This window comes from uncultured Tateyamaria sp. (genome assembly GCF_947497045.1).
Classification (GTDB): domain Bacteria; phylum Pseudomonadota; class Alphaproteobacteria; order Rhodobacterales; family Rhodobacteraceae; genus Tateyamaria.
This window is the reverse complement of the sequence record NZ_CANMEU010000012.1, coordinates 47,223-62,363: the sequence shown is the minus strand read 5'-3', so window position 1 is coordinate 62,363 and position 15,141 is coordinate 47,223. Positions and strand designations below refer to the sequence as shown.

General features: G+C 52.6%; 11 protein-coding genes and 1 pseudogene. 6 read left to right on the top strand and 6 right to left on the bottom strand.

The window, feature by feature from the left end:
- Positions 1-37: 37 nt before the first annotated feature.
- From Q0859_RS18450 to Q0859_RS18440, 3 genes are all read right to left on the bottom strand, one after another.
- Complete coding sequence (locus Q0859_RS18450) at positions 38-1,261, bottom strand: Coenzyme F420 hydrogenase/dehydrogenase, beta subunit C-terminal domain (RefSeq protein ID WP_299153970.1); 1,224 nt, start codon at positions 1,259-1,261, stop codon at positions 38-40.
- Between the two features lie 342 nt (positions 1,262-1,603).
- Positions 1,604-3,658, bottom strand: a complete 2,055-nt coding sequence (locus tag Q0859_RS18445) for a right-handed parallel beta-helix repeat-containing protein (RefSeq protein ID WP_299153967.1) — start codon at positions 3,656-3,658, stop codon at positions 1,604-1,606.
- 254 nt (positions 3,659-3,912) lie between these two features.
- Positions 3,913-5,169, bottom strand: a complete 1,257-nt coding sequence (locus tag Q0859_RS18440; protein WP_299153964.1) for a glycosyltransferase family 4 protein — start codon at positions 5,167-5,169, stop codon at positions 3,913-3,915.
- A gap of 290 nt (positions 5,170-5,459) precedes the next feature.
- On the opposite strand from Q0859_RS18440, the gene Q0859_RS18435 reads away from it, so the two are divergent.
- From Q0859_RS18435 to Q0859_RS18420, 4 genes and pseudogenes are all read left to right on the top strand, one after another.
- The gene (locus tag Q0859_RS18435; protein WP_299153962.1) at positions 5,460-5,696 is read left to right on the top strand and encodes a hypothetical protein; all 237 of its coding nucleotides are present in this window, start codon (positions 5,460-5,462) and stop codon (positions 5,694-5,696) included.
- Between the two features lie 487 nt (positions 5,697-6,183).
- Positions 6,184-7,392 carry a polysaccharide biosynthesis/export family protein gene (locus Q0859_RS18430; protein ID WP_299153960.1) on the top strand — a complete coding sequence of 403 codons (1,209 nt, stop codon included), beginning with the start codon at positions 6,184-6,186 and terminating at the stop codon, positions 7,390-7,392.
- A gap of 128 nt (positions 7,393-7,520) precedes the next feature.
- Positions 7,521-7,658, top strand: a pseudogene (locus Q0859_RS18425) (helix-turn-helix domain-containing protein); the annotation flags it as partial.
- A gap of 392 nt (positions 7,659-8,050) precedes the next feature.
- The gene (locus tag Q0859_RS18420; RefSeq protein ID WP_299153958.1) at positions 8,051-9,826 is read left to right on the top strand and encodes an ABC transporter ATP-binding protein; all 1,776 of its coding nucleotides are present in this window, start codon (positions 8,051-8,053) and stop codon (positions 9,824-9,826) included.
- Positions 9,827-9,908: 82 nt separating this feature from the next.
- On the opposite strand, the gene Q0859_RS18415 is transcribed toward Q0859_RS18420, so the two are convergent.
- Together Q0859_RS18415 and Q0859_RS18410 are read right to left on the bottom strand one after the other, a co-directional pair.
- Positions 9,909-10,796: a glycosyltransferase family 2 protein gene (locus Q0859_RS18415; RefSeq protein WP_299153957.1), complete on the bottom strand. Its 888-nt coding sequence runs from the start codon at positions 10,794-10,796 to the stop codon at positions 9,909-9,911.
- A gap of 5 nt (positions 10,797-10,801) precedes the next feature.
- The gene (locus Q0859_RS18410; protein WP_299153956.1) at positions 10,802-11,932 is read right to left on the bottom strand and encodes a glycosyltransferase domain-containing protein; all 1,131 of its coding nucleotides are present in this window, start codon (positions 11,930-11,932) and stop codon (positions 10,802-10,804) included.
- Between the two features lie 196 nt (positions 11,933-12,128).
- Between Q0859_RS18410 and Q0859_RS18405 the strand changes: the two genes are divergently transcribed.
- Positions 12,129-12,887, top strand: coding sequence for a hypothetical protein (locus Q0859_RS18405; RefSeq protein WP_299153954.1), 759 nt, complete (start codon positions 12,129-12,131; stop codon positions 12,885-12,887).
- A gap of 6 nt (positions 12,888-12,893) precedes the next feature.
- Here the strand turns inward: Q0859_RS18405 and Q0859_RS18400 are convergent, their stop codons facing one another.
- The gene (locus Q0859_RS18400) at positions 12,894-14,012 is read right to left on the bottom strand and encodes a glycosyltransferase domain-containing protein (protein ID WP_299154056.1); all 1,119 of its coding nucleotides are present in this window, start codon (positions 14,010-14,012) and stop codon (positions 12,894-12,896) included.
- Positions 14,013-14,277: 265 nt separating this feature from the next.
- On the opposite strand from Q0859_RS18400, the gene Q0859_RS18395 reads away from it, so the two are divergent.
- Positions 14,278-15,102: a class I SAM-dependent methyltransferase gene (locus Q0859_RS18395; RefSeq protein WP_299153953.1), complete on the top strand. Its 825-nt coding sequence runs from the start codon at positions 14,278-14,280 to the stop codon at positions 15,100-15,102.
- Positions 15,103-15,141: the final 39 nt, after the last annotated feature.

The window sequence follows — 15,141 nt, the reverse complement described above, 5'->3', positions numbered from 1 at the left end:
ACCCCTTGTCCATGGGGCTGCGCCGCGCCCGAGATATCTACCGTCTTGTGAGTTCGCGAAAGCTCATCCCTGCAAACTGGCGGAGATTCGCTTTCCATCCGGCCCGCCTTGCATTCGCAGCAAGGTGAAACCCCCGAAAATACGGTGTTTTTCGAAACAGCACCCGCATGGCCAAAAGCCGCGACAACAGGAATTGACGCTTGCGCACCTGACCGGGCTGCATCGGTGCGATCTGTTCCGCGTCAAAATCAGCGACGTTGATGGCCTGCGCTTGGACTGCGCGCCTGATCAGTGCTTCGCCGGGTGGGGTGCGCGACAGGATCAGGCTGATGCCTTCGCGTTCTTCAAACAGGGGATACCCGTCTGCGTCGGTTTCCCACGCATCCGCGCAGACCAGATCGGCAAAGCCGCCTGTGCCGTCCGGGCACAATTTGCAGCGTTTCTGGATATGGCGTGACAACACGCTGCCCCAGCTTTCGCTGTAGCTTTTGGATCGTTTGGTGCCATCCTTGAGTTGGGCGGTGGCGTAGCCGGGCCAGCCGTCTCCGCGATAGCGAAAGGCTGCGATTTCGTCTGGTGATGTGCCCATTGTGTCCAGCAATTCCATTGCCCCCGCATGGCTGGGCACACCTGCGCAAAAGAACGAGATCGCAATGACGACATATTCGTTAATGCGCGGGTCATTTTTTGCCATGCCCCGCAGCGCGGCGACATCACAGGGTTTGCCGACAAACGCGATTTTTTTTCGCGTATCCAGTGCGTCATTGAGACCTGCCAGCGGTGCTGACGGGTAATACCGGGAGCCCGCCGCGCCGAACACATCCGCCTCTGACAGGCTTCGCATCGGCTCATTTCCAACCGGGTTGTCTGCCGATGCGTGGTTCTGAAGGACGATGTCCGCCTCGCGAGAGGCCAGAAGATAGGTGGCGATTGCCGAGATCACACCGCCGGAGGACCCTTGGTGGCGCAGATTTGGGTCTGATGCGTAGCCGGTTCGTGCCCTTATGACGGGCCCCCAAAGCCGATGATCTGGCCGCGCCTTTGCATCAAGCGTCATTCGGTGGCCAGGACAAAACTCTGCTATGCGCGCCTCGGCGTCTGCCGAAATCGGGGCATGTTGCACCGGGCGCAGCCAGCCTTTGCCCGACATCTCCATATCGATTTGCGCCGGGGCAACCGCCGCACACCCACCGCATCCCGCACACATGTCAGCCGATGCGACACGCCGCAGAACATTCGAATCATATTGTTTGTTTGACATAGCCAGAATGAAACCGTCCTTGCCCAACCGCTTATATTGGCGAGATGTAACACGACATCTTCGAGGGCTTGCACAAAGCTGGAGGAAGGGTGCAGACGAACGGAATTCCGCTCATTTGGCGCATGGAATGGAGCGGACCTGCACAAAGAACAGGCGGTTTTGCAGATGAAATCGGTGCTGGGGTGCGTTGTTTTTCCGCAGGCTTTTGCGCCGGGAACCATCTGAGGCCACCGGGGTGCCTGTGGGTCGTACCCTCGCGACCAAATGCGGGCGGTCAGCGGGTCTGGCAGTGGCCCGGTCGTGTCAGGGGGTGCCGTGTTTCAATGTGATATCGGCAGGTCCCTAGATGGGATCAAGGTTGATGGCCCACGGTATGTAGCGCTCAAGCGCATCGTCATCATACAATATGACAGAAGGGGCGTTGGACGGGCCGTTGAACAAGTGCTGCTCCAAAGATCCCTCATCATCCAGCGTGGTTTCAAAGATTTCCTTGCCGCTCGGGTCATAGCCCAGCCCACGGGCTGTCCAGTCAAACTCATCATTGTGGTCGATCAACACTTTGGATCGGTTCGCCCCGTTCACATCATATATGCGGATCGTTTCAAGACCGCTGTCCAGCAGCTTGGTGACGGTGAATGATCCGTCACTTTCGTAGGTGGTGGTCTTGGTGGAATATCGTTCCGAGTCGTGTTCATCGACCCATTTGGCGCTGTAGAGGTCACCGTTTTCAGTGTAGCTGTTTGTTCGGCGCTCCCCATCAGCCATGATGAATTCGGACTGGCGCAAGGTGCCGTCCGGGTCGTAGAGACGTGCATTGGACGTCCACGCAGCCCCTTCGCTGTCGTCGGTGATGATGTGGGAGGCCATGGCGCCCTCGTTGTCAAAAAACCGATCGTCGCGCAGCCCGTTGTCCCAAATCGTCTGGGATGCCGTTGTCTTGCCGGTTGCGGCATCAATGTCTTCGACTTTGCTTTCCCAAGGTTTCACGTCGTCAAGGTCACGCCATTCCCGACCGATCAGCGCGCCCATTGAGTCCAGAATATCTGTGACCAAGATGCCGGTTTCGACGGGAATGTCTTCTTGGTTGCCATCATCTGAAGGGGGTGTATCGCGTGCCAATGTCTCGGCCTTGAGCGTTTCGAGTTGGTCGTCCAGCGCGGCGTAGTTGATCCGCGTTCCGCCGTCGGCCACGGCGGATAGGTCTGGCCCAGCCCCCTCCAATGAGGTGAATGCATTTGTCGATACCGTCCACCCGCTGTCGCGCCCTTCTTGAAGCGTCGCCATGTTGGAGATGGTGGAGTAGGTCAACGCGAGGCCGGGCATGATGTTTCCTGTGACGCTGACATCCTGCGAGCGTTCTGCAATCGCGATGATCGGTGTCGTGACATGCCTGATTTCTTCATCCACGTTCTGGATCAGAATGTTGTTGGCCACGGTCAATCCAACAGTTTCCCCAACGACGAGGCTGTTGATGTGCGAATTGTAGATGACATTCCCCTCGATTGTGACGTCGCTGTAAAAAAAGTCGGTACTGCCCGGGTCCTGTTCCGCCTTGGGGTTTCGCATGAAGATGCCTTGCGCGAACGTATCGCCCGCCGCATCGCTTTGGATCAGGACGTTGTCACGGATCACAATACCTGTACTTGCCGCGTCGGAGTTGGTGGTCCAAAACTGGATGAGGTCGGGGTGATCGCCATGGCCCGGCGCATCCTCGTGGCGCCACGGGTCAAGATCGCGGATCACGTTTTGCTCTATCACCAGATTACGCACTTCGCCCACGACGATGCCGTCTGAGCGCAGATCGTGAATATGGTTTTTGGACAGCGTGACCCCGGTGACATCCTCAAGGCTGATGCCCCGGTAAAACCCAGTGATCTCGTTGCCATCAAGGAGGATGTCGGACGCCTCGCCAACCGCCACTGCGATGCCACCAAAGTTGCCTTGAACGAGGCCTCCGCGTGTGGCGACGTCTGTGACGCTGGCCGGATCGCCGCCAATGTCCGTGGCAGCAGGCTGCCCTTCAAAGGTGGAGCCCGAGATGGAAATAGCGCTGGATTCGACGCCCTTATGGGCGCGCACCTGCACAATCGCATCATTTTTGTCGTCACCAGTTTCTGGTATATGCGCAAACGACAGGTTGTCAAAATGGAGGTTTGACAGTCCCCGAATGTCCAGACCTTCGATGACAGCCATGTTGCCCGGATCAAGCGAGGCAACATGCACTGCTTTGTCAAACTGCCCGCCTGATGTCGGAAGGCTGGCAGGGCTTAACTCGATCTTGCCGTAGTGTCCCGGGGCCAGTACAATCTGTTCGCCGCCCGTGGCTGCATCCAGCGCCTTGATCAAGTCCTGCGCCGTTGAAACGACGATCTGTTGTTGCGCGGCGGAACCTGCCATCTGTACCTTCCCCATCTTGCCATCAACGGGTCCCAGAATCGGGACCAGAGGGGGTTTTTGTAAGGCTGAAGACACAAACTTTTGGTTAATCTGACCCGCATGAAGTCCACGATCAGAAACCTGAGGTGCCCTGTCCGCATGCGCACCGGCACCGAGCAAGGCGAAGATCGCTGCCAGTGAATATTGCGTTACAGAGCGTCGCATATCAGTGTCATCTCCGTATTTTCGGTGTGACTTTGGTTGGCAGACACGGGTTAGCGAGACGCGGATGCAGGTGCGTCCGAAGCCGTCTTGGGTTGTGTTCGTTTGTGACCTGATTTCTCGAAAGCCCGATCAACTGCATTCAACAGATGTGGCACCGAATGCTCCCATGACAGCGTATCCAGAACACGGGCCCGGCCAATTTCACCCAGCTTTCTGCCAAGGGCGGGATCGTCCATCAGCGTGGTGATGCACGCCGCAAATTCGGCGGGGTCGTTGTTCTTGGCATAAAGGGATGCATCGCCCGCACTTGCGCGCCCCTCGGTCAGGTCAAACTGGACAACGGGTTTGCCCAGACACATGTACTCCATGACCTTGTTCATGGTCGAGATATCGTTCATCTCGTTCCAAGGGTCGGGGGCCACGCCGATGTCGATCACATTCAAAGCGGCAAGCAGTTCATCGTCATAAAGTGCTCCCGTGAAGGTCACGAACGAAGACAGATTGCGATCTTCGACATCCTTTTTGACCACGTCCACATGCGGGCCGAAGCCGACAATGACCAAGTGGATGCTGTCGCGCTTGATCGTATTCACCAGATGATCCAAGGCCGCGATCAGCAGGTCCATGCCTTCTTGTTGCCCGATGACACCGACATAGCCCAACACGGTCTGCGCGCCCTTGCGGTAGTCGGCATTGCCCGCACCGGGAAGGAATTTTTCGATCCGGGGGGCCGAGCGGACGACAAACACGTCATCCGGCTTCATCCGGCCGCGATTGATGGCGATTTTGCGAAAGCTTTCGTTTGTTGCCATGGATACCGTCGCGGTGGCGAAGGTCAGCCGCTCACAGAGAAGCAACGCGCGATGGAACAGTCCCTTGCGACCAAATTTGGCTTTGAACAGCTCGGGGCAGACATCGTGGTGGTCAAACAGGAACCGCACACCTGCCAGACGATAGCGCCACGCCAGAAGAAAGATCAGATCAGGCGGATTGCACGCATGGATGATATCGAACCCCTGTTCGGCGCGGACCTTTTTGGCGAGCCGAAACCATGCCTTGATCGCTGTCCAATATTCCAGTGCGTAGGCGCGCGCGCCGGAATGGGCCTCGGGCAGTTCGGGATGGCGATAGATGTGAACGCCGTCGATTACCTCATATTCTTTGTCCCAACCCCGCCCCATCGGGCAGATCACCGAGACATGATATCCGGTGGCCGTCATACTCGTCGCTTCCAGCCAGACCCTGCGATCCAAGGGCACAGGCAGGTTTTCCACGACGATCAGCACGCGACGATCAGTATCTTGCATCCTCAAATCCCATGGCCATTGTGCAGGTGCAGCATGCAGTCGCATCAAAGCCCGGTCAACGAGATCGTGGCGCTCTGCGGTCCTCCGCTCAGAGGAGGCCGAGGTGCCGCTCGGGAATTGAACGGACCCGGGCAAAGATAGGATTCTTCCAAGGGGATATGTTTTTCGCTCTGATCACGCGAAAAAGGGTGGAAATCACCGTCAGGATGGCCTTCAGTTGTCTATGATAACGTATATTAAACGGATTTGAGGCTCTGGTAGAGCGCGACGGCAACGTTTTGGGTGGTGGTTTGGCAGCAATGGTTTTCATTGGCATAATTGGCGGTCTAATTGGCCTGGTGGTTGCGATCATCAGCGGATGGTCCGTCTTGGGCGTTTTCATAAGCTACATCGTGGGCGGAATATTGGCGGTTATCTGGTTGATCGTCTTTCGCGCCATTTTTCGGAATTTTGCCCCGTCATCTGGAAAAGGCGCTGCGAAAATCAAGGCAGGGAAGAAAAAAGGCCATCAGATCAGTGATTTATAGGTTCACTGTCGGTAGCTTCCATACGGGTTGAAACTGCGATTTTTCGGGCGAGTGCTATTCTAGGATAATAATTCTCGTGGTGCGCTTCGCAGGCATTCCTACCGGGTTTTCGCCTGTTGAGTAGATAATGTGTCCGACCACGGAATGCGAAATTATCTACCGGTACGTGGGCGATGGTCGTGAACTACGTAACTGCGTTTGTCAGCCATACCGGTCGGATCCCACCCAAGTGAGTCGCTTTATCTTCATCCTCCGAACTCCATTGAGGTGGATAAAAACGCGAATGATACGCTGATGCACATAGTGTTCTAAAAAGGTGATGTGAGATTTATAAACACCCTGAGCACGCAGGGTGTTTGCCATCTTAAAAGCTTATGGAAAGGGACGGCGACACATTGCCGATCCAAGCGGGACCCTCGCGCGCATCCGTCTTATTCTGCGCGGGCACAACTTGTGTTTCCGAAATATCTGCTCCAGTCTTTTAGGCATGAAGCGTATTCTCTCCCTCTGGTCATTCCTGATATTTTTCCTCTCTGGCCTCGGCCCATCCACGGCTTTGGCGGCTGATGAATATCTGCTGCAACCCGGTGATGTGCTTGATGTGCGGGTTGCGGGTTTGCCCAACCTTGATCGCCTCGTGCGCATCGAAGGCAGCGGCGAGATTTCGTTGCCGCTGGCGGGCCGTATCATGGTTGCAGGCATGACATTGGCGAACGGAGAGGACCTGATCGCAGGACAGATGAGCCGCAAGATTTTCACGCAAAGAGGGATCAACGGGGACGAGGCGCTGTTTGCCATCAATGCGGATGATATTTCGGTCGAGGTGGACAGCTATGTCCCGATCTATGTGATTGGCGATGTGCGCGTGCCCGGCTCTTTCGACTTTCTGCCCGGTTTGACAGTGTTGCGGGTAATTGGCCTGTCAGGTGGTGTGGGAACACCACTGGCGCTGGATCAGGACATGACCCCACGGATCATGCAATTGCGCACCCGCGCGCGCGCTTTGCAGGCTGAAATTGACACTCTTGAGACAAAGATTGCGCGGCTGAGCGCGCCGGTTACCCCGGAGGGTGATGCCGTTGCCGGCGCTGATAATTCCGATGCAACCGTTTCGGATGTAGAGACGTCGATCCTGTCCGCACAGCAAAGTTCCGCCATCATCGAAAGCGCGTTTCTGCGCAATTCAAAGGCCGCGGTCGAACGTGAAATCAAGATCCTTCAAGACCAACTGTCCCGAGAGATGGAAGGTGAAGAGGTCGATAAGGGTGAATATGATCGCCTGACCAAATTGCGCGATAACGGGTTGGTACCTGTCGACCGCCTTGCATCGGCCCGCCGCGCGTGGCTGGCCGCTTCAACCCGTCGATTGGAAACCGCTGGTGAGCTTGCGAGCCTTGAGCGGGAAGTTGGTCAAATAGAGTTCCAGCTTGAAGAGATGTTCACCAAGGTCGATCTCGAGCGGCTTGATGACTTGAGTGATGTGCTGGCCCGGCACACGCAGGTCAGCGCGGAGATGGTCGGGGTTTTGGAAGAGCTGCAATCACTGAACGCGGGATTTGTGGTAGATGAGGGTGGCCCCGCTGTTAATGTCACGATCACCCGATCTGACGGGCAGGTGATCGAGAATGCGGCGCAGGATGATGTCGCAATTCAACCGGGCGACTTGATCACAGTGACACTGACATTCGAGCAGTGATGAACATCGAATTTACGCTGCATTATTTCACATAACAAACCTTATAGGATTTTGGAATATACCGGGGTGGATTCACAAACGAAGTGCGAATTCTGTATTAAAACAGAGCTTTGCATGGAGTATGAAGAATGGGAACCCACTACTCTCACCTGAGACTGGAAGAACGGCGCAAGTTAGCAAAGTGGCTTGAGGCCAAAATGCCGATTGCCGAGATTGCAGATCGGTTAGTCCGTGACGCCTCGACCATCTACCGCGATATCAAACGGGGCTTTTTTACGGATGATAAGCTGCCGTATCTGAACGGGCTACTACGGGATGAAAGCCCAGTTGCTCGCCGCAGATCGGTTTGCCCGGCAGCGCAACCGCGACATCCGGCGATGCACGGATCAGGGCATCAAAACCGTCTGCCATCGCTTCAACAACACAACCCGAAATCCCTCGGATCGAGGACACCCGCCGAAGTGTTCTGCGAAAAGATGATGGAAGAGATGACCCGATCCCCCTACCCTGACACGAACGAGAGTCGCGGTTCAGGTATCGCTCACACAAAATGGGTTCAACGCATAGCCTGCAACAAACCAGGCTACCTTGCAGGGCACGCTCTTCGACAGTATTCGGTGAAGGCGCGCAACGAATATCCAAACAAGACGGAACGAACATGTTCAAGAAGTTGATAAGCCAACTGACCAGCAAAAGCCTTGTCAGATTGCTGCGTGAAAACGTTCGTAAGCAGGCGCTGAATTATTCGATAGCCATTGTGGCCATGATTATTATCGCCGTCACCTCGGCGCTGACTGCCTGGATCATGAAGGACATTATCAATTCGATGATGGAGAGTGGTAATAGAGCACAGGTCCTGGGCGTCGCGACCGCGGTTGCAGCCATCTTCACAGTAAAGGGGTTAGCGACATACGTTCAGATGGTCTGGCTTGGAAAAGCCGGGAATAGCATCGTCGCCCATCAACAACGAAAGCTATACTCAAATATCCTCAAGCATAGTGTATCCTTTTTCAACAAGGGAAACTCGTCAGATCTGCTGATGCGCGTAACGATGTCCGCACAGGGCGCGCGCAGAGTAATCGACACGATTGTGACAGGCTTCGCCCGTGATTTTCTGACCTTGGTTGGTTTGATTTTCGTTATGTTCTACCAGCAGCCATTCCTCTCTCTCTTCTCGCTGATTTTTGGGCCGATTGCGATACTAGGCGTCCGCAAGATCCTCAGCTACGTAAGAGATATCATGGCGTCCGAGATGACAGGTCAGGCGGAAATCATGAAGATTATCCAAGAAACATCTGCGGGTATCCGTGTGGTGAAAGCCTTTGATCTGGAAGAAAGTGTTTATGACCGAATGGACAGGGCTGTGCGTGATGTCGAAAAGAAGCGAAACGCGATCAGAAGGTTGGAAGCTGCTACAAGCCCCTTGATGGAAACACTGGCAGGTTTCGCAATTGCGAGCGTCGTCGCATTGAGTACCCTGTCGTTTTTCGGGCAGTCGCCGACATCCGCCGGGCAGTTGATGTCATTCATCACGGCTGTCCTGATGGCGTACGAACCCGCAAAACGACTGGCCAAGATGCGTGTGAACATTGAAACTGGGATGCGTATGGTTGACATGATGTATCAGGTCCTTGACCGCCCAGTTGAAGTCACTGAAAAGCCTGATGCAATTGCCCTTACGACCGCGACGCAGAGTGTCGAATTTCAAAATGTCGACTTTGAGTATCAGGATGCAAATTCGGTCATCAAAAATCTGAATATTACGTTCGAAGCTGGTAAAACCACTGCGCTTGTTGGGCCTTCTGGCGGAGGCAAATCAACCATCATCAACTTGATTATGCGGCTCTATGATCCGACGAGTGGCTCAATCACAATTGGTGGCACCGATTTGCGGGACGTGACTTTCAGTTCCCTAAGGCAACAGATTGCTTTTGTCGGTCAGGACACATTCTTGTTCGATGGATCGATAATTACCAACATCGCGATGGGTTTGAAAGACGCAACAGAAGAGCAGGTCTTTGATGCCGCGAAGGCCGCCAATGCGCATGATTTCATCATGGGTTTTGAGGCCGGTTATGATACACGGGTTGGTGAGAACGGCGCGCATCTCTCGGGTGGGCAGAGGCAACGGATTTCCATCGCTCGGGCCTTACTTCGCCAAAGTCCGATTCTGTTGATGGACGAAGCTACGAGCGCGTTGGATTCGGGTTCGGAAGTACTCATTAAGCAAGCCCTTGATCGGCTGACGGAAGGCAGAACGACCGTTCTGATCGCGCATAGGCTCTCTACGATCATGAATGCAGACAAGATTGTTGTTATCGACAGCGGGCGGGTGGCTGAACAGGGTGACGTCAGCGAACTTCTCGAACGAAACGGACTCTTTCGTGAACTTTATGATCATCAGTTCACCGCGGGTGTGGAAGAAGAGTCGTAAGTCTTACAAAATGCGACGTTGTCCAATTCAGTTTTCTGGTTCGTGCTGTCGAGTGCACGCTACTGTCTCTGAATTAGCGTTATCAGGGTGTGACGGTCCAAGCTTTTGTCTCAAACATGTCCATGGCCATTTTTCGCACTTCGACTAGTACAGGGTTTCGTTGCGTGCCATGCACGGCATCCTTAATCCGTTGCGGGCCGTACAATTCGTGAAGTTGCGCTTGGCCATTGGCGGAAAGCCGCAACCTCTGTTCGGATGAATAACTTTTAGTCTTCGCATGATAGACGAAACAATCGACAGCTACAGCACACAGAAAACCGGCTTCCTGTGCGCGCAGGTTGAGGTCGTTTTCCTCGCCGTAGCCTTGGGGAAAACGTATTTCGTCGAAGTAGCCAACGGTATCCAAGACGGACTTCTTGAGTGCAAGACAAAAACCGTTCACTTGATCGACGACAGGATAATTGAATTGCGAGGCGAAATCTGCACAGAATGCGTTTATCTCTCCCAAGGTGTCGAAATCTGATTTCACAATATTGGGCGCTGCATTTGGTCCGGGCAGGTAAGGAATGGACTGCCATCCTCCTGCATTGGAAAGCGGCCCGGCGATGCCAACTCGAACGTTGACGTTCAGACACGCGTGTAATCTGTCGATCCAGTCGCCTACAACAATGGTATCGCTATTTAGGAGAATGATTGTCTCATGATTGCTTCTGCGCATACCAACATTCGCAGCTTTGCAAAAGCCGTTTCCCTTTTCGTGCCGGATCAGGATAACGCAATCTTCGTTACCTGCCTTCACGGCCTCGCATAGATCTTTAGTTTCGGTGTCTGATCCGTCGTCGACGATGATCATTCGATCATCGGCGGAAAGCGTATTTAAGACAGAAGTTAAGCACAACTTCACGTCCTCAAAACTATTGTGCACACACACAACAACATCCACTGGAGGTCTGCTTTTTGCACTATCCATGAGAATTAGTTCGCTTTCGAAGAATGTTTTGCCCGGAAAAAGTCAGTCGAATTATCGATAGTATCTGAAAATTGCTCGAACTGAATCTCGGGGACGTCTGCCAATGCAATAGGCAAAGATAGTTGATCTCGTTTCGACCCCCTCAGCAAAAGCCCCCACCATTTAGTAAATAGTTTCTGCACCGCCGGTGAAGAAGGACGCAACACCATGGCCATTGTCTCGAAAAGTTTTTTACCTGGTTCCCGGGAGGAGATGTCGATACGCGCGAAATGTTCCGACAGATCTTTTAAGTTCTCCTTCCCAAGGTGAACACATGCCGCGGCCTCCGCCATTATGCTATTTCGACTTGAGTGTCTGAAAGTTGCAAAATCAAAAGGTGTATCTGCTACTCCCTCGACTACAGCCTGAGGGTTATGGCAAAGCAGCATATTGGCATCTATCCAGATTACCCATTCGTAAGCGTGAAAAAAAACCGGCAGATTCAGCTTGACAAAACGTGCTCTTCGACGCGGATCGACATGATGATAAGGGGAATGAACATGCTGCCAAGTCTTGGAAGCATCAAAGTACCGGTCGGAAAACAAGAAGAAATCCGCGGTGTCTGACCAATTACTGTCGACTGGCATGAGCTTGTCATAATCGCCGAAAATGGAGGTTACGACGGCGAACTTCTTGCCACCTGGATTAGAAATCCTGAAAGGATCAATTGCCCTTTCGTCACCAGGCGAAAGATATTTTTCTCCGGTGTCGCCAATCATAACACCACACCGCACCAGAAATTCCAAACCCCAAGCCGAAAGAGTTTTTCCATCTGTGCCTGCAAGAGCGCTGTTCGGAGCTAAGGCACGTTTTCGGCCTTCGACAAGGTAGTGATCTAGGCATTCCTTTGCCCCGCCATCAATCCCATGCGAATGAGCGTACCAGTCGATGTCAAGGCTGCCGTGTATGACGTCTGTTTCCGACCATAAAACTGTTCCACCTGGGGTCAGATCGTCTCCGGTCAGGTAGTGTCCAAATTTCTGGAACTCAAAAGCGCGACGTTTTTTTCTGCCTGCAAAGAAAATTTCCACTGCCCTCGAAAAAGATTCACCTTTAACGATTTTCAAGCGTCGGCGGAATGATTGCGACAGTCCCATGTATCGTGGCACCCCTTGGTTGTGTCTTGCAGTCTTATCTGCTGGCCTACACGGAAATCAATCCCATAAACACCTGGAGTATCCGAGCGCGGAAACCAGCGCATTCAAGCTCGGTGTTTATGGGCGCTTAGGGGCTTGTCAACGACGAGCGCGAGTAGAATAAGTGACGTCGTGTAGCGTAGGATGGGTGGTTATTATGGCGCAAAGTGACTTTGATGCGGTTCTTCGAAACGGACAATATGATTACATCGATTTCGGTTGCAGCAAGGGTGGGTCACTGGCCCTGGGTCATAGGCTACTTGGTGGAACGAAAGGGATCGGCGTTGATGTAGATGAACGAAAGGTAGAACAGACTATTGACGCAGGGTTTGATGCGGTTGTTGGAGACGTCACAGATCTCATCACACAGCCTAATTGCACACGTTTTGTGACAATGGTAGATTTTTTGGAGCATCTACCCAGTATTGATCTCGCTGAGAGGTGCATAGCGGCAGCCTGTGAAGCTGCTACCGATTTTGTTTTTATCCGTCAGCCGTGGTTCGATAGCGATGGTTACCTTTTTGAGAACGGCTTGAAGCTCTATTGGTCAGACTGGACCGGTCATCCGAATGCGATGACATCCTTGGAGATCTACCGCGTATTGGTAAAAATGACGAATGCAGCGAGGTGGCGCATCTATTCCAAGACCTTGATCAAGGACAGTTCCGATCTTGCTGTACACCCTGTTTCGTCCCCCCGCGACCAGCACGACTACGATGTTGCGAAACATGGCTCGAAGCGGAAGCTCAAATTCAAGCAACCTGTTTACCGTCAGATTGGCGCTATCATTCTTCTAAAGGATGACCCTCAGCTTCTTCGGCAGATCGAAAAGAAAACGAAGTGGACTAAGGTCTTATTTGACAGTGGCGATCCGTTGAGCCTCAGTGATCTGCGATCGCGCTTCCGCCCATCTTGATGGGTATCAATGAATTGACGAACTCTTGGACCGGATCATTGACCTAACTCTGACTGGCCATGTGGCTCTTTTCTGAGCATGAAACCACGTCAAAAGTTCAGTTAGATTCCCACATTCAATATCCTCGGCTCGGAGGATCGCTTTAGGACCCGGATGGGTGGTTAAAAAAGCTTTGACAGACTCCTCAAATAAGATCCGACGCGAGGTGCCGTAGGCATTGGATATTAGTACTTCGGATGTATTCTGAAAAATGGCACCAGTTGAAATCGCGTTTTCTATGGCATGTTTCTCGTGTAGCTCGGGATCGTCACAAAGGAGCGCGACCGGCTTTCTCAAAAGACAATTTGCCGCCGCCATTTCAATACCAGACGTGCCATGCGGAGAAACTCCAAAAGTGTTTGTATCAAACAGAATGGAATTTTTGGGCGGCCGGAAAATAGAGTTCAAAAGCCGCACATGCCTTCTGGACCCTGGAAGTAATTTATCGGAGACTAGATGCTTCGCAACTTGCTCGGCACCCGGCGCGTGGAGAATAATTGCATCGGCCCGCTCGTATGCCGCCGAAAGTTTCTTAAGTGCGCACTTCTTATAGTGAGGTTGCCATTCGAACCATTCGTTGTCGCGCACGTTGTCTTGGATGAGGTTGAACTCCGCACCGGTTTGACGGAGTGCAAAGGGGAGGCTGATTTGATCACGGAGCGAGCCAGCCAAATATTCTGACCACCATTTTTCCATGGCTTCGACAACGGTTGGTTCGTTGTGACGTCTCAATATTACCATACCTGCTGGGATCGGAGCATCACCGTCCGAAGCGCGCCCGTCGAAACCCAACGCTTTATATCGCGCAGCCTGTTCCAGCAACTTTTCGGGATCGTCTTTGTTTATCTTGATGCAAATATCGACTTCTGAGTAAATGTCACGACGACCCTCTGGATGCTCAAAGAAAATCAACGATGCTTTGTCAAGCTGGGCAAACAAGCTCTGCAGCGGTCCTTTGACCTTTAGATTGGCATCAATGTAGATGCTGCTGTCGTAGCGTTCCAAAAACCTGTGTGGTAAAATTTTTGCTAACCGAGAGCTTCGAGTTGAGCTTGCACAAACTTCCTCGTCGCTATTCAGGTGCACAATTTTCCAGCCGTTAGGCGGCAAGTTTGGGTTGTCTGTAAAGCATATGAAATCCACTTTCGAGTCTTGGGGATTCGGAAGTATTGGGATATCGTATCCCCCAAAAACGCATGTATACACGACCAAGGTTATCCAGATTTCCTACTTGCTCAGTTGCGCTTCTATTGCTGTGGAAATATACATTTCAGGATGTTACGGCAGCGTACGTGTTTCTTCAATCCTGCCGCAGGATCGGCCCCACCATGAAGGTTGTCAAGGACAATAAATGAAACTGTTTAGACCCACGAAGCGCTCTACAAAAAAAGACAAGAAAGATGTGGCTGTGACACAAGACGACGCCGAGAGAGAGGCCCAATCGTCGGCGCGTTCGTCGCGAAAGCCGCCGCAAGATCCTGCGCAGTCGAGTAGGTTGCTCAATAGAATTGCAGATCACTTCGGGTTCACAGATTATCTGGAAGTTGGCGTGCAACTGGGTATCACATTTAAAGCGATTGAGGTGAGCTATCGTGATGCAGTAGACCCAAATTTTCTTTTCGAAACGCCCGAGTTTGAAAGCGATATCGTGCGGTTTTTTCCGATGACGTCAGATGCCTACTTTTCTGGCCCTTGCGACAAGACATACGACCTCATTTTCCTTGACGGATTACACACCTTTGAACAATGCTTCCGGGATCTTTGCGCTGCTCTGCAGGTCCTAAATGACGGGGGTGTTATCGTGATAGATGATACGGTACCCGGAGACTTCTTCAGTTCGCTGGCGACGCAAGATCTTGCAATTGCTGCACGAGAAGAGCATGGTCTAAAAGGGAGCGCTTGGACGGGCGATGTGTTCAAAATAATCCCGGTGATCCACAATTTTTTCCCTAATCTACGATACTTGACGCTGCACGATCCTGAAAACCCGGCATATAAGCCGAATACTGTGCTTTGGCGGGCGAAACGAAACGACTTTAATCCAGCTGAGATGAGTCTGACCGAAGTGGAAAATCTAGGGTATTTTGATTTATCAAGTATCAGAGAATTATTTAAGTTCGTGGAATACGAAGAAGGTCTCTCGATCCTTTTTAACAATGTGAGGAAGCAAAATTAGGTGTTTCAACGATTTGCTCAACATGTATCAAAGCTCTAT

Excerpts from the sequence above, each read along its gene's own strand:
- Q0859_RS18440 (WP_299153964.1), bottom strand. The coding sequence starts at position 5,169 with ATGCAAGATACTGATCGTCGCGTGCTGATCGTCGTGGAAAACCTGCCT.
- Q0859_RS18445 (WP_299153967.1), bottom strand. The coding sequence starts at position 3,658 with ATGGCAGGTTCCGCCGCGCAACAACAGATCGTCGTTTCAACGGCGCAG.
- Q0859_RS18410 (WP_299153956.1), bottom strand. The coding sequence starts at position 11,932 with ATGGGACTGTCGCAATCATTCCGCCGACGCTTGAAAATCGTTAAAGGT.
- Q0859_RS18405 (WP_299153954.1), top strand. The coding sequence starts at position 12,129 with ATGGCGCAAAGTGACTTTGATGCGGTTCTTCGAAACGGACAATATGAT.
- Q0859_RS18395 (WP_299153953.1), top strand. The coding sequence starts at position 14,278 with ATGAAACTGTTTAGACCCACGAAGCGCTCTACAAAAAAAGACAAGAAA.
- Q0859_RS18420 (WP_299153958.1), top strand. The coding sequence starts at position 8,051 with ATGTTCAAGAAGTTGATAAGCCAACTGACCAGCAAAAGCCTTGTCAGA.
- Q0859_RS18415 (WP_299153957.1), bottom strand. The coding sequence starts at position 10,796 with ATGGATAGTGCAAAAAGCAGACCTCCAGTGGATGTTGTTGTGTGTGTG.
- Q0859_RS18430 (WP_299153960.1), top strand. The coding sequence starts at position 6,184 with ATGAAGCGTATTCTCTCCCTCTGGTCATTCCTGATATTTTTCCTCTCT.
- Q0859_RS18450 (WP_299153970.1), bottom strand. The coding sequence starts at position 1,261 with ATGTCAAACAAACAATATGATTCGAATGTTCTGCGGCGTGTCGCATCG.